This is a genomic window from Gordonia desulfuricans NBRC 100010, assembly GCF_001485495.1.
GTDB classification, from domain to species: domain Bacteria; phylum Actinomycetota; class Actinomycetes; order Mycobacteriales; family Mycobacteriaceae; genus Gordonia; species Gordonia desulfuricans.
Genome location: NZ_BCNF01000030.1, coordinates 15,528 through 29,810 on the forward strand (window position 1 = coordinate 15,528; position 14,283 = coordinate 29,810).

At 69.6% G+C, this 14,283-nt stretch carries 9 protein-coding genes and 1 riboswitch; of the genes, 5 read left to right on the plus strand and 4 right to left on the minus strand.

From position 1 onward, the window contains the following. The first annotated feature begins 5 nt into the window (after positions 1–5). The 3 genes from GD1_RS04850 (at position 6) to GD1_RS04860 (ending at position 5,168) form a co-directional block, all read left to right on the plus strand. On the plus strand, positions 6–848 hold the full coding sequence (locus GD1_RS04850; protein ID WP_059036041.1) for an FAD binding domain-containing protein: 843 nt from the start codon (positions 6–8) through the stop codon (positions 846–848). After that, positions 848–3,634 (plus strand): molybdopterin-dependent oxidoreductase, encoded by a 2,787-nt coding sequence (locus tag GD1_RS04855; protein WP_059036043.1) that lies wholly within the window; start codon positions 848–850, stop codon positions 3,632–3,634. Before GD1_RS04850 ends, GD1_RS04855 begins: the two co-directional genes overlap by 1 nt. A gap of 124 nt (positions 3,635–3,758) precedes the next feature. Continuing rightward, positions 3,759–5,168 carry an Nramp family divalent metal transporter gene (locus tag GD1_RS04860; RefSeq protein ID WP_244882520.1) on the plus strand — a complete coding sequence of 470 codons (1,410 nt, stop codon included), beginning with the start codon at positions 3,759–3,761 and terminating at the stop codon, positions 5,166–5,168. Positions 5,169–5,226: 58 nt separating this feature from the next. Here GD1_RS04860 and GD1_RS04865 read toward each other — a convergent pair whose 3' ends face one another. From GD1_RS04865 to GD1_RS04880, 4 genes are all read right to left on the minus strand, one after another. Then, positions 5,227–6,450, minus strand: coding sequence for an acyl-CoA dehydrogenase family protein (locus tag GD1_RS04865; RefSeq protein ID WP_059036054.1), 1,224 nt, complete (start codon positions 6,448–6,450; stop codon positions 5,227–5,229). A 103-nt stretch (positions 6,451–6,553) separates the two neighbouring features. After that, the gene (locus tag GD1_RS04870; protein ID WP_059036045.1) at positions 6,554–7,087 is read right to left on the minus strand and encodes a histidine phosphatase family protein; all 534 of its coding nucleotides are present in this window, start codon (positions 7,085–7,087) and stop codon (positions 6,554–6,556) included. Positions 7,088–7,098: 11 nt separating this feature from the next. Further along, the gene (locus tag GD1_RS04875) at positions 7,099–7,920 is read right to left on the minus strand and encodes a CbtA family protein (protein WP_020792151.1); all 822 of its coding nucleotides are present in this window, start codon (positions 7,918–7,920) and stop codon (positions 7,099–7,101) included. A gap of 26 nt (positions 7,921–7,946) precedes the next feature. Continuing rightward, positions 7,947–8,168, minus strand: coding sequence for a CbtB domain-containing protein (locus GD1_RS04880; RefSeq protein WP_053777881.1), 222 nt, complete (start codon positions 8,166–8,168; stop codon positions 7,947–7,949). A 41-nt stretch (positions 8,169–8,209) separates the two neighbouring features. Further along, positions 8,210–8,357, minus strand: a riboswitch (cobalamin riboswitch). A gap of 23 nt (positions 8,358–8,380) precedes the next feature. Here GD1_RS04880 and GD1_RS04885 point away from each other — a divergent pair. Further along, positions 8,381–13,093: an ATP-dependent helicase gene (locus tag GD1_RS04885; RefSeq protein ID WP_059036056.1), complete on the plus strand. Its 4,713-nt coding sequence runs from the start codon at positions 8,381–8,383 to the stop codon at positions 13,091–13,093. Next, positions 13,080–13,865: a DNA-formamidopyrimidine glycosylase family protein gene (locus tag GD1_RS04890; protein ID WP_059036047.1), complete on the plus strand. Its 786-nt coding sequence runs from the start codon at positions 13,080–13,082 to the stop codon at positions 13,863–13,865. Before GD1_RS04885 ends, GD1_RS04890 begins: the two co-directional genes overlap by 14 nt. The last annotated feature ends 418 nt before the right edge of the window (positions 13,866–14,283 follow it).

A 14,283-nucleotide genomic window follows, 5' to 3' on the forward strand; every position in this document is an offset into this window, starting at 1 on the left:
CGCTCGTGGACGTCAACACCATCACCGGCTACCGGTTCGCCCGTACCCGCACCGATCTCGCCCTCACCCCCGGCGAACGTATCGTCGCGGGCGGTACGTGGTTCTTCAGTGAGCCACAGATCGATTCGACCGGAGTCGTCGACATCAGCCGGATCGGGTGGCCGCCCGTCGAAGACCTGCCCGACGGCGGTCTGCGGATCGCGGCGACCTGCCCGATCGCAACCCTGGCGAACCTTGCCGCACGCCCGGGATGGCGGGCACACCCGCTGCTGTTCCAGTGCGCCACAGCACTGTTGGCGTCATACAAGATCTGGAATGTGGCGACGGTCGGGGGAAATGTCTGCCGGTCGTTCGCCGCGGCGTCGATGGTGTCGCTGACCGTCGGCCTCGACGGCGAGGCACTGATCTGGTGTCCCGACGGCTCCGAACGCCGGGTACCGATCGCGACCTTCGTCACCGGCAACGGCATCAACACCCTCGAACCCGGAGAAGTGATGCGCGCCATCGACATCCCCGGGTACGCGATGCGTGCGCGGACCGGTTTCGGCAAGATCGCGCTGGCCGAGCTCGGCCGATCGGGCGCGGTGGTGACCGGGCGCGCCGACGAGGACGGCACCACGGTCTTCGGGATCACCGCGGCCACCGGATGGCCGACGGTGCTGCGGTATCCGGATGTGCCCGACGCGGCGACCCTGCGCACCGATGTCACCTCGGCCGACGGCTACTACACCGATCCGCTCGGCTCCGCCGACTGGCGTCGTGGCGTGAGTGCCGTTCTCGCCGAACGAATCCGGACAGATCTCGATCAGCCCGCGGGCACCATCACAACCGGCCGAGAGGAGTCCTGATGCGATTCGAGATCAACGCCGAGTCCGTCGACGCCGAGCCCCGCCCGGGACAGTGTCTGCGGACGTTCCTGCGCGACACCGGCCATTTCGAGGTCAAGAAGGGATGCGACGCCGGCGACTGCGGTGCGTGTTCGGTTCTGGTGGACGGTGTTCCGGTGCACTCGTGTATCTATCCGGCACAGCGGATCGACGGCGCCTCGGTCACCACGGTGGCCGGGTTGGGCTCACCCGACGACCTCCACCCCATGCAGCAGTCCTTCGTCGACAACTTCGGCTTCCAGTGCGGTTTCTGTACCGCCGGGATGATCGTCACCGCCTCCACCCTGACCCCCGACGATCTCGACGACCTGCCGCGCCGGATGAAGGGAAATCTCTGCCGCTGCACCGGATATCGTGCGATCCGCGCGGCCATCACCGCCGGCGTGACCGGGACACCGGCACCCACACCGCCGACGTGTGCCGCCCTGTGCGGCACGACCGGCGATGCGGGAACCACCGGGACCCCGGTCGGGACGTCGATCAATCCGCTCGCCGCACGGCGGGTGGTGACCGGCACCGAGCCCTACACCTTCGACGTGGATGTGCCCGGTACCCAGTATCTTCGGGTGCTGACCTCCCCGCATCCACACGCCCGGATCACCCGGATCGACACCACCGAGGCGGTCGCCGTCGACGGGGTGAACCTCGTCCTCACCCACGAGAACGTCAGCACACCAAGGTTTTCCACCGGACGCCACGAGTCCCGGCTCGACGATCCCGACGACACCCTGATCCTCGATCCGGTCGTGCGCTTCGTCGGCCAGCGGGTCGCGGCCGTCGTCGCCGACACCGCCGCGGCCGCCGAGCAGGCATGCCGGCTGATCGAGGTGGACTACGAGACGCTGCCCGCGGTGTTCGATCCGGTGGAGGCGCGGCGCCCCGGCGCGGCACTGGTCCACCCCGATCGCACGCCGGCCGACCGGGTGGCCGCCGCCGACCGCAATGTGATCGCCGAGTTCCACGAGGGTTTCGGCGGTGACGTCGACGAGGCCCTGACGACGGCGGCGGTCACCGTGGGCGGCAGCTGGCAGACCGCACGGGTGTCGCACGCACAGTTGGAGACCCACGGCAGCATCGGCTGGCTCGAGGACGACCGGCTGGTGATCCGCACCTCGACCCAGGTGCCGTTCCTGGTGCGCGACGAGCTCGCCCGGCTCCTGGACCTGCCCGCCGAGCGGATCCGGGTGTTCGCCGCCCGCGTCGGCGGCGGATTCGGCGGCAAGCAGGAACTGCTCACCGAGGACCTGGTCGCGGTCGCGGTGCTCCGCACGGGCCGCCCCGTCGCCTACGAGATGACCCGCACCGACGAGATGACGCGGACCACCTACCGGCATCCGTTCCGGGTCGCGGTGGATCTCGGTGCCGATGCCGACGGGCGGCTCACCGCGATGAAGGTGGACGTGCTCTCCGACACCGGCGCCTACGGCAATCACGCGATCGGCGTGATGTTCCATGCCTGCGCGGAGTCGGTGTCGGTCTACAACTGCCCGGTCAAGCGGGTCGACGCGGAGGTGGTCTACACCAACAACCCGCCGTCGGGTGCGTTCCGCGGATACGGCCTGGGCCAGGTGATCTTCGCCGTCGAGAGCGCGATGGACGAGCTGGCCATCCGGGTCGGCATCGACCCGTTCGACCTGCGCCGGATCAACGCGGTGGCCGAGGGCGATCCGTTGCTGATCGCCCACGAGGAGCCCGAGGAAGACCTCGTCTATGGCAGCTACGGCCTCGACCAGTGCCTCGACCTCGCCCAGTCCGCCCTCGCCCGGGGCGGCGGTGTCGCGGTGCCCGACGGCGACCACTGGCGGATCGGCGAGGGGATGGCCCTGGCGGCGATCGCGACGATGGCCCCGCGCGGTCACTTCTCGACGGTGACCGTGGGTGTCGACGCCGCCGGCATCTACCACGTCGGGGTGGGCACCTGCGAGTTCGGCAACGGCACCACCACCGTGCACGCCCAGATCGCGGCGTCGGCGCTGTCGACGGAGATCGAGAACATCCGGGTGTACCACGGTGACACCGACGCCGCCCCGTACGACACCGGCGCATTCGCCTCGGCGGGAACCACGGTGGCGGGCAAGGCCGTCCACGGCGCCGCGCTCGCCCTGCGGCAGACGCTGATCGGGGCGGCTGCGTCGCTGACCGGGAGCACGCCCGACCGGGTACGCCTGGGCTCTGACGGCGCCGCCGTCGGCGACCGGATGCTCGGCTTCGGTGAGCTGATCGCCGCGGTCGACGAGGATCATCGTCAGGACCATCCGGACGGTGCGCGGGCGGTGGCCTCCGGCAGCGAGCGTGGCGACCTGCGCTCGATCGCATTCAACGTGCAGGGGTTCCGGGTCGCGGTGAACACCGAGACCGGCGCGGTCCGGATCCTGCAGTCGGTGCACGCCGCCGATGCGGGCACGGTGATGAATCCCCAGCAGTGCCTCGGTCAGGTCGAGGGCGGGGTGGCGCAGGCGATCGGCGCGGCCCTGTACGAGGAGATCATGCTCGACGGCAAGGGCGTACCCCTCACACCGGTGTTCCGGACCTATCGGGTCCCGCAGATGGCCGACATCCCCGACACCGAGGTGTACTTCGCCGACACCTCCGACGACCTCGGCCCCTACGGTGCCAAGTCGATGAGCGAGTCGCCGTACAACCCGGTGGCACCGGCCCTGGCCAATGCCATCCGGCGCGCGATCGACGCACGCCCCTACGAGACGCCGATGTCGCGGGACCGGATCTGGCGGCTGGCCCAGGGATGAGCCGGGCCGGCGACCGTTCGGCATACCCGACCCGGCGGCACCATACCGACGTCTGTTTTCGGGTAGCCTAACTTTCTGTTTCGCCCAGGTTGATCGACGCTGTGGGATGTGTCAGATTGGGCAGGTGAGTCAGGTCGACACGCGCACCTCCGACGCGTCCGAACCCGACCCGGCCTCCGGCCGGGACGGCGAGATCGACACAGCCGGTGGCGGTATGGCGGGCGGTGCGGGTACGGACAGCGGCGTCGGTACGGACAGCGGTGTCGGTACGGACAGCGGCGTCGCCGATGCGCGGACCACCGCCCAGCTGCGCGGGACCCGCTCCCGGTTGCTGCGCCAGGTGGCGCTGTTCGGTCCGGCATTCGTCGCCGCGGTGGCCTACGTCGATCCGGGCAATGTGGCGGCCAACATCACCGCCGGCGCCCGGTACGGATTCCTGCTGGTCTGGGTACTGGTCGCGGCGAACATCGTCGCCATGCTGATCCAGTACCAGTCGGCAAAACTCGGCATCGTCACCGGCCGCAGCCTGCCGGCGATCCTCGGTGAGCGGCTGAGCAGACGCCGGCGTCTCGCGTTCTGGGTGCAGGCCGAGATCGTCGCGATCGCCACCGACCTGGCCGAGGTCCTGGGCGGGGCCATTGCCCTGCAGTTGCTGTTCGACCTGCCGCTGGTGGTCGGCGGGGTGATCGTCGGGGTGATCTCGACGCTGGTGTTGCTGCTGCAGAATCCGCGCAGGCAACGGGTCTTCGAGTCGGTGATCGTGACCCTGCTGGCGATCATCGTGGTCGGATTCCTCGCCGGACTGTTCGTCAATCCGCCGGCGGCCGCGGATGTGGCAGGCGGGCTGGTCCCGCGACTCCAGGGACCCGAAACGGTGCTGCTGGCGGCGTCGATGCTGGGCGCCACGGTGATGCCGCATGCGATCTATGTGCACTCGGCACTGGTGATCGACCGCTATGGCGTCACCCGCACCGAGACACGGCGCCGGCGTCTGCTGCGGGCCACCCGCTGGGATGTGGCCCTCGCGCTCGTCGTCGCCGGTGCGGTCAACATCGCCCTGCTGCTCCTCGCCGCCGAGAACCTCCGTGGCAAGGAGGGCACCGACACCATCGAGGGCGCCTACCACGCCGTCGCCGACGCGATGGGCCCCGGCATGGCCACCGCCTTTGCCGTCGGCCTGCTCGCGAGCGGGCTGGCCGCCACCTCGGTGGGTTCGTCGGCGGGAGCGGCGATCATGGACGGTCTGCTCGAGAAGCGGATACCGCTGCTGGTGCGCCGCCTGGTCACCTTGCTGCCGGCACTCGCCGTGCTGTGGATCGGGGTGGATCCGACGTGGGCCCTGGTCGTCAGCCAGGTGGTGCTGAGCTTCGGTATCCCGTTCGCCATCATCCCACTCGGCCGGCTCACCGCCGATCGTTCGCTGATGGGCCCCTTCGCCGATTCCTGGCCGCTGAGGATCGCCGCCGGGGTGGCGTCGGTGGCCATCGTGATCCTCAATCTCGCCCTGATCGTGCTGGTGTTCACCGGCACCTGATCCCGGGCCGGCCCTCGCCGGTCCCGGGATCGCGGGCGCAGGTCAGACGAGCAGCGGGTCAGGCGAGCAGCCCCTTGGCGACGTGGGTCACCTGGATCTCGTTGCTGCCGGCGTAGATCATCAGCGACTTGGCATCGCGGGCGAGCTGTTCCACGCGGTACTCGGCCATGTATCCGTTGCCGCCGAACAGCTGGACCGCCTCCATCGCGACGTCGGTCGCGGCCTTGGAACTGTAGAGCTTCATCGCCGACGCCTCGGCGAGGGTCATCGGCTTGCCCGCCTTGGTCCGTTCGATCGCGCTGAAGATCATGTTCTGCACGTTGATCCGCGCCACCTCCATCTCGGCGAGCTTGAGCTGGATGAGCTGGAAACGACCGATCTCCTGACCCCACAGGGTGCGGTTCTTGGCGTAGTCGACCGACAGCCGCAGACATTCGTTGATGATGCCGAGCGACAGCGCGGCGATGCCGACGCGTTCGGCGGTGAAACCCGCCTTGGCCCCTTCGGCACCCTTGGCGTCGGAGCCGGTGTCCTCGGTCTCACCGAGCAGACGGTCCGGGCCCAGGCGCACGTTGTCGAAGAACAGCTCGCCGGTCGGTGAGCTCATCATGCCCATCTTCTTGAACGGTTTGCCCTGGGTGAGACCCGGCATCCCCTTGTCGAGCACAAAACTGAGCACCTTGCGGTCGCGGATCGGGGTGTCCGAGCCGTCGTCGAGCTTGGCGAAGACGACGATGGTGTCGGCGTACGGGCCGTTGGTGATGAACGTCTTCTGCCCGCTGAGGATGTAGTCGTCCCCGTCACGGCGGACGGTGGTCTTCATTCCGCCCAGCGCATCCGACCCGGAGTCCGGTTCGGTGATCGCCCAGGCGCCGACCTTCTCCATGGTGACCAGCTCGGGCAGCCAGCGCTTCTTCTGCGCGAGGGTGCCCTTGCCGCGGATGGTGGACACGGTCAGGCCCATGCTCACCCCGAGCGAGGCCACCAGGCCGAGGCTGACCCCGGCCAGTTCCATGTTGAGGATCAGGAACATCGAGTTGCCGCCGCCCAGGGCGCCGCCGCCCGACGGGGCGCGCTCCCCGGCCGACTCGGCGGCGAGCTCCTTCTCCAGCCCTTCGGCCGCCATCGCGTCGACACCGAAGGTGGACAACAGCTTCCGGGTGATCTCGTAGGGCGGCAGGGCCCCGGTCTCGAGGTCGTCGACGTGCGGCCGGATCTCCTTGTCGATGAACGCACGCAGCGCATCCCGCACCATCAGGTCTTCCTCGGACCACTCGAACATCGACACCTCCGTTGAACACGCCGACCCGACGTCGACTAGAACACGTTTCAGTTTCCCACTGTGTCAGGTGTCACCGGCCGCTGTCCAGAGAAGACCGCCGCGATCAGGGCACGGGATAGTGATGGGCGGGGGCGACGTCCACCGCGAAGTAGCCCGCCGGATCGCCGGCGAGCAGCGCCTGCGCCACCGGCATCGCCACCACCACGAACAGATCGGCGTCGGAGGATGTGCGCTCGTCGCGCCAGGCGAGGACACGGGCGACGAAGGCGGCCAGGGACTCCCCGCCGTGCGGGACCGACCACGGGTCGGTGAAGAACGCACCGAGCGCCGACGGGTCGATCTCCTCGGGCGCGCATCCCGACCACGAGCCGACGTCCAGGGTGGCCAGCCGCTCGTCGACGGTCGGTGGCCCGGACGGCGGCAGGAGTGCCAGCGCCAGGAATCCGGCGGTCTGACGGCTCGCCAGATCGGGCCCGACCAGCATCGGCCGGGTATCGGCATCGGCCGGCCCGGCGTTCAGCCGGTTCGCGAGGGCGAGCACGGATGTGCGTCCGGCGTCGTCCAGAGACGGATCACCGCCGAATCGGAGGGCCTTGTTGGGGCCGCTCCGACCGGCGGTGATCAGATGAAGCGTCATTCGTCCCGGCGTCAGCGGACGTCGGCGAGCGCCGCCGTCCCGGCCGACGACTTCGACCGGGTCAGCAGACCCAGGATCGCGGCGAACGCGGTGGACAGGACGGTCCACAAGATCACCTGGTTGGCGATGACGTAGACCCGGAAGTCGCCGATCACCGCGCCCGGGAAGCCGGGGAACAGGATGGTCTCGCCGTCCATCACCGGCTCGGGTACCTCGTGGAACTCCGGCAGCAGGGCCGCGGTGATCGTGACGACCACCAGGAACCCGATGGCACCGAGCACACCGGCGAACAGGCCGCCCAACCGCGGACGCAGCCAGAACACGAGCACGACGGCGGCGACCATCGCGATCACCGAGACCACCGTGATGGTCAGATAGGCACCCGACCGCGCACCGATGGTGTCGTCGTCGCCGACGGCCGGCGGATTGGCCGGGTAGACGAAGAACGGCACACCGAAGAACGCGATGAAACCGAGTACGCCGAGGGCCGCACCGACCCAGCGGTAGTCCGTCGCCGGGTAGTGGCGACCGATGTAGGTCCACAGGACGGTGAACGCGACGGCGAAGAACGCGCCCATGCACAGCGCGAAGACGATGGTGCCGACACCGGCACCGATGTTCTCCTGCACGGTGCGGGTGAAGACCTCACCCTCACCACCGTGGACGTGACCGCCGTGGGCTTCGAGCAGGTGCTCTTCGGCCTCCGAGCGGGCACCCTCGTAGTCGATCGCCTTGGCGACCTGCGGCTCGATGAAGATCCGAGCGAAGATGAACGCGACGATGCCGGCGATCAGGCCCGAGAGCAGGCCTGCGCCGATGAATTTCTTCTCCATGTGTTGTTGTCTCGTTTCCGTCCGCGTCAGTGGCAGGGGAAGCCGAGGAAGTGCCGTGCGTCGTGCACGAACTCATGGATGTGGGTGTCGGAACCGAAGACCGACACCGCGCCCTGGTCGTAGCCGAGGAAGTAGTAGGCCATCCCGGCCAGGACCAGCGTCGCGGTCAGCCACAGTGCGGCCGACGCGGCGGACAGGTCGGGTACGGCAAGCGACACCGCTTTGCCCTGATGGGTCGATGCAACCATCGGATCAGTCCTTTCGTGGGATCACGCGTCCCAGCTGAAATGCACATTCGCGACGTCCGGCGGCGTCCTGACTCGTCCTCCGACCTGGTCGGATGGACTCACAGTGGCGCGACCGCTCCGGATTCACACCGGATTTCCCGCAGGAACGTCTGGCAGCACGATACTCCTCCCACAAGACGCAGACCACGAAACCGTCGGTGGTCTGGAGGATGATGGACGTCGTGTCCGATCCGGCCCAGATCCTGACCCGGTTCACCGCGCCCACCAGGCAGTGGTTCACCGGGGCCTTCGCCGCGCCCACCGCCGCCCAGGCCGGTGCGTGGGAGTCCATCGCCAACGGCGACAACACGCTGGTCATCGCCCCGACCGGGTCCGGAAAGACGCTGTCGGCGTTCCTGTGGGCGCTCGATCGGCTCGCCGCCCGGCCCGACCGGTCGCGGGGCACCACCCGGGTCCTCTACGTCTCCCCGCTCAAGGCGCTCGCCGTCGACGTCGAGCGCAACCTCCGGGCGCCGCTGACCGGCATCACGCGCGCCGCGCAGGAACTCGGTGAGCCCGAGCCCGCGATCACCGTCGGGCTGCGCTCCGGCGACACCCCCGCCGCGCAACGGCGGCTGTTGGTGCGCACACCGCCGGACATCCTGATCACCACCCCCGAGTCGCTGTATCTGATGCTCACCTCGTCGGCCCGCGAATCGCTGACCGGGGTGGAGGCCGTGATCGTCGACGAGGTGCATGCGGTGGCCGGCACCAAACGCGGCACACACCTCGCCCTGTCGCTCGAGCGGCTCGACCGCCTGCTGGAGCGTCCCGCACAGCGCATCGGGTTGTCGGCGACGGTGCGCCCGCCCGAGGTGGTGGCCCGATTCCTGTCCGGGGCGGCCGACTGCACCGTGGTGCGTCCACCGGCGGCCAAGACCTTCGACCTTCGGGTCGACGTCCCGGTGGCGGACATGGCCAACATCCCGGCACCACCGGACGCCGACGGCGGGCTCGACGAGCTCGACGACGCCTTCTCGCCCACCGCCGGATCGTTGTGGCCGTATGTGGAATCGGCGATCGTCGACCTGATCGAGGCCAACCGCAGCACCATCGTGTTCGCCAACTCCAGACGGTTGGCCGAGCGGCTGACCGCACGGCTCAACGAGATCGCCGAGAACCGGGCCGGTACCGCGGTGCCGGAATCCCCGGCGCGAAACCAGCGGGTGCCCGGTGGTGCGCCCGCGCTGGTGATGGCCAGCGGGGCGAGCGCCGGCGCCGCACACGTCCTCGCCCGGGCGCATCACGGATCGGTCAGCAAGGAGCAGCGTGCCGAGATCGAGGACGATCTCAAGACCGGGCGGCTGCGCTGTGTGGTGGCGACCAGTTCGCTGGAACTCGGCATCGACATGGGCGCCGTCGACCTGGTGGTGCAGGTGGAGGCGCCGCCGTCGGTGGCCAGCGGTCTGCAGCGGATCGGCCGCGCCGGCCATCAGGTGGGCGAGATCAGCCAGGGCGTGCTGTTCCCCAAACATCGCACCGACCTGATCCACTGCACGGTGGCCGTCGCACGGATGCGGGCCGGGGAGATCGAGGAACTGACGGTTCCGACCAACCCGCTCGACGTCCTCGCCCAGCAGACGATCGCCGCGGCCGCCGTCGACGACCTCGACGTCGACGACTGGTTCGAGACCGTCCGGCGGTCGGCGCCGTACCGTGATCTCGGGCGGTCGATCTACGAGGCGACCCTCGACCTGATCTCGGGCCGGTTCCCGTCCGACGAGTTCGCCGAGCTCCGGCCGCGCGTCACCTGGGATCGCGACCGCAACGTGTTGTCGGGGCGGCGCGGCGCACAACGGCTGGCGGTCACCTCCGGCGGCACCATCCCCGACCGCGGACTGTTCGGCGTGTTCATGGTGGGCGAGAAGGCCGCCCGCGTCGGCGAACTCGACGAGGAGATGGTCTACGAGTCCCGGGTGGGTGACGTGTTCGCCCTCGGCGCCACCAGCTGGCGGATCGAGGACATCACCCACGACCGCGTCCTGGTCTCCCCGGCGTTCGGCCGGCCCGGCAGGTTGCCGTTCTGGATCGGCGACAGTATCGGCCGGCCGGCCGAATTGGGTGCCGCCATCGGCAGATTCACCGGCGAGATCGCCGACCGTGCCGAACTCGACCGTCGCGCAGACGATCTCGGACTCACCGGCTTCGCCCGCGAGAACCTGGCCGCGCTGATCGCCGAGCAGCGCGAGGCCACCGGGCATCTGCCCACCGACCGCACCCTGGTGGTCGAACGATTCCGCGACGAACTCGGCGACTGGCGTCTGATCCTTCACTCCCCCTACGGATTACGCGTCCACGCACCGTGGGCATCGGCGATCTCGGTGCAGCTCAAGACCTCCCTCGGCCTCGACGGCGCGGTCACCGCCTCCGACGACGGGATCATCGTCCGCCTGCCCGACACCGACGACACCCCACCCGGTGCCGCCGTGTTCGCCGTCGACCCCGACGAGGCCGAACAGCTGATCACCGATGCCCTCGCCGAGTCGTCGATGTTCGCCTCCCGGTTCCGCGAGTGTGCCGCGCGGGCGTTGCTGCTGCCGCGCCGCGATCCCGGACGCCGGGCACCGCTGTGGCAGCAACGCCAGCGCAGTGCCCAGTTGCTGGCGGTGGCATCGAGGTTCCCGGACTTCCCGATCGTCCTGGAGGCCGTGCGCGAATGCCTGCAGGATGTCTACGACCTGCCCGCCCTCGTCGACCTGCTGCGGCGGGTGGCCACCCGCAAGGTCCGGATGGTCGAGTCCGAGACGCAGACACCCTCCCCGTTCGCCGCGTCGATGCTGTTCGGCTACGTCGGGGCGTTCATGTACAACGACGACGCCCCGCTCGCCGAACGGCGTGCTGCAGCACTGTCGTTGGACACCGCGCTGCTCGCGCAACTGCTCGGCCGCGTCGATCTGCGCGAGCTGCTCGACCCGGCGGTGATCGCCGAGGTCACCGCACGCCTGCAACGCCTCGATCCGGCACGTCGCGCCCGCGACGCCGAGGACGTCGTGGATCTGCTGCGCTGGCTCGGACCGTTGTCCACCGAGGCCGTGGCGCAACGGTTCCGGGCCGACGCCGACCCCCGAACCCACGGTGACCCCGACACCGACACCGATCCCGACCGCGGCCCCGACACCGGTACCGAGGTGGTCGCGACGGTGACGACCGTTCTCGCCGGGTTGCACCGCGACGGCCTGATCATCTCGATCGGCCATCGTGGGCGGGCGCTGTGGGCGGCGGTCGAGGACACCGCCCGGCTGCGCGATGCGCTCGGCGTCCCGGCCCCGATGGGTGTTCCCGCCGCCTTCCTCGAGTCGGTTCCCGACCCGGTCGGCGACCTCGTCCACCGCTTCGCACGGACCCACGGACCGTTCACCGTCGCCGAGGCGGCCGAGGAGATCGGGCTCGGCGTGGCCGTCGTCGCCGACACCCTGGCGCGGCTGGCCGGATCGCGGTCGGTGGTCGAGGGCGACTTCCTGTCCGGCGTGACGGGTACCCAGTGGTGTCACGCCGATGTGCTCGGGCAGATCCGGCGGGGTTCGCTGGCCGCGACCCGCGCCGAGGTCGCGCCGGTCACCACCGACGCCTTCGCGCGTTTCCTCACCGACTGGCAGCACGTCTCCCCCGCCGAGCAGCTCGATGGTGTCGACGGCGTGGCGGTGGTGCTCGACCAGCTCGCCGGTCATCCGCTGCCCGCGTCGGCGTGGGAGTCGCTCATCCTGCCTGCGCGTATCCCCGACTACTCGCCGGCGATGCTCGACGAGTTGCTGTCGGCGGGTGATGTGGTGTGGTCGGGTGCGGGGCGTATCGGTGGCGCCGACGGCTGGATCCGGTTCTGCCCGGCCGATCTCGCCGAGGCGCTGCTGCCCGAGCCCGACGAGATCGACCTGACCGACATCCACCGGGAGTTGCTGGCGCGCTTCGCGACCGGCGGCGGTCTGCGGTATGCCCAGCTCACCGCCGACCTCGAGGATGCCGGGATCACCGCGGGTTCCGACGCGATCGAGTCCGCGCTGTGGGATCTGGTGTGGTCGGGTCATGTCTCCAACGACTCGTTCGCCCCGGTCCGGGCCCTGCTGATGCCACGCCGCTCCGGCCCGTCCCGTGCGACCCCGGCACATCGATCACGGGGCCGGGCACCACGATTGCGGCCGGGCCGGTTGTCCACGCGCACCCTGTTGTCGTCGACCCCCGGCGCCGCACCCACCCCGCCGATCGTGGGCGGACGGTGGTTCGCCCCGCTCGATCGGACCACCGATCCGACGGACCTCGCACAGGTGCTCTGCGACCAGCTGCTGGCACGGTATGGGCTGGTCACCCGCGGACCGGTCGTCAGTGAGGCCGTCACCGGCGGTTTCGCCCGGATCTACAAGGCGCTCACCGTGTTCGAGGACAGCGGCCAGGTCCGCCGCGGGTATTACGTGGACGGCCTCGGCGGGGCCCAGTTCGCGGCACCGTCCACCGTCGACGATCTGCGCCGGCACGCCCTCGACGATGCCTCGCTCGACGGTCACCGCCACCAGCCGACCACCGTCGTGCTGGCGGCCACCGACCCGGCGAACCCCTACGGCGCGGCCCTGGACTGGCCGCAACGTCCCGACGGCGGACATCGGCCGGGCCGCAAACCCGGCGCCCTGGTGGTGATGGTGGACGGGACGCCGGTGGCCTTCGTCGAGCGCGGCGGCAAGACCGTCCTGACCTTCACCGAGTCGGATTCGATGCTGCGCGCGGCGATCTCCGGGATCGCCGACGTGGTCGGCCGTGGCGGCGTGGCCCGGCTGGCCGTCGACCAGATCGACGGTGTGGAGGCGCTGCGGTCGCCGTTGGCGTCGGTGTTCGTCGACTGCGGATTCTCCACCACCCCTCGGGGACTTCGGATACGGTACGGCCATGCCAGAGGGTGACACCGTCTTCCGCACCGCCGCCCGGCTGCGCACCGCGTTGGCCGGAAAGCTGTTGACGTACTCCGATTTCCGTGTCCCCCGGCTGGCCACCGTCGATCTGTCCGGCCGTGCGGTCACCGCGGTTCGGTCGCGGGGCAAGCACCTGCTGATCGACGTCGGCCCCGGCGACGGCCAGGAGCCGGTCAGCATCCACAGCCATCTGTCGATGGAGGGCAGCTGGGATGTGCTGCGGGTCGGCGAACGCTGGCATCAGCGTGCCCACACCGCACGCGTGGTGTTGCGCAACGACACCTACGAGGCGGTCGGATTCGCGCTCGGCACCCTCGATCTGATGGCCGACCCGGACGGCGCCCTCGCCTACCTGGGACCCGATCTGCTGGGCGACGACTGGGACGCCGCCGAGGCCGCCCGCCGGATCGCGCGACACCCGGACACCCCGATCGGAATCGCCCTGCTCGATCAGCGCCGGATGGCCGGTGTCGGCAACGAGTACCGCTCGGAGCTGTGTTTCCTTCGCGGCGTGTTGCCCACCCGCCGGGTCGGGGACGTCGACGTCCCCGCGATGGTCGACCTCGCCCACCGGATGCTCATCGCGAACCGGACCCGCCTGGCCCGCACCACGACCGGCAAGACCGGCCGCACCGAACGACTCTGGGTCTACGGCCGTCGAGCACAGCCATGCCGTCGGTGCGCCACGCCCATTCAGCGCGACCATCTCGGAACCGCCGACGCCGAGCGCGTCATCTACTTCTGCCCGCGGTGTCAGACCTGAGTGCGAACTCGGCGGCAGCACCAGCCCTTGACGATCGATCCGGGACCGAGCCTTATTCACTCGAACCACCCACGACTGCTTGATCATTGAGCGAGGACCCTTCTTGATGATTGAGCCGGGACCGAGCGAAGCGAGGACCCTTCTTGGTGATTGAGCCGGGACCGAGCCTTTGACACTCGAACCACCCACGACTGCTTGATGATTGAGCGAGGACTCTTGTTGGTGATCGAGCCGGGACCAAGCGAAGCGAGGACCCGAGTCGAAATCTCTGCAACCCGCAGCCTGGCAGCAACCACCCCTGAGGTGGTCCCGTCGACAACGCAACCAACCGAGGTTTCGACACGCCTCGTCGCTACGCTCCTCACCGGCTCAACCACCAACAGTCACTTGACGATTGAGAGAGGACCCTTCTTGGTGA

Coding starts and splice junctions, on each gene's coding strand:
- GD1_RS04855 (WP_059036043.1), top strand. CDS start 848: ATGCGATTCGAGATCAACGCCGAGTCCGTCGACGCCGAGCCCCGCCCG.
- GD1_RS04865 (WP_059036054.1), bottom strand. CDS start 6,450: ATGTTCGAGTGGTCCGAGGAAGACCTGATGGTGCGGGATGCGCTGCGT.
- GD1_RS04870 (WP_059036045.1), bottom strand. CDS start 7,087: ATGACGCTTCATCTGATCACCGCCGGTCGGAGCGGCCCCAACAAGGCC.
- GD1_RS04875 (WP_020792151.1), bottom strand. CDS start 7,920: ATGGAGAAGAAATTCATCGGCGCAGGCCTGCTCTCGGGCCTGATCGCC.
- GD1_RS04880 (WP_053777881.1), bottom strand. CDS start 8,168: ATGGTTGCATCGACCCATCAGGGCAAAGCGGTGTCGCTTGCCGTACCC.
- GD1_RS04885 (WP_059036056.1), top strand. CDS start 8,381: ATGGACGTCGTGTCCGATCCGGCCCAGATCCTGACCCGGTTCACCGCG.
- GD1_RS04890 (WP_059036047.1), top strand. CDS start 13,080: ATGCCAGAGGGTGACACCGTCTTCCGCACCGCCGCCCGGCTGCGCACC.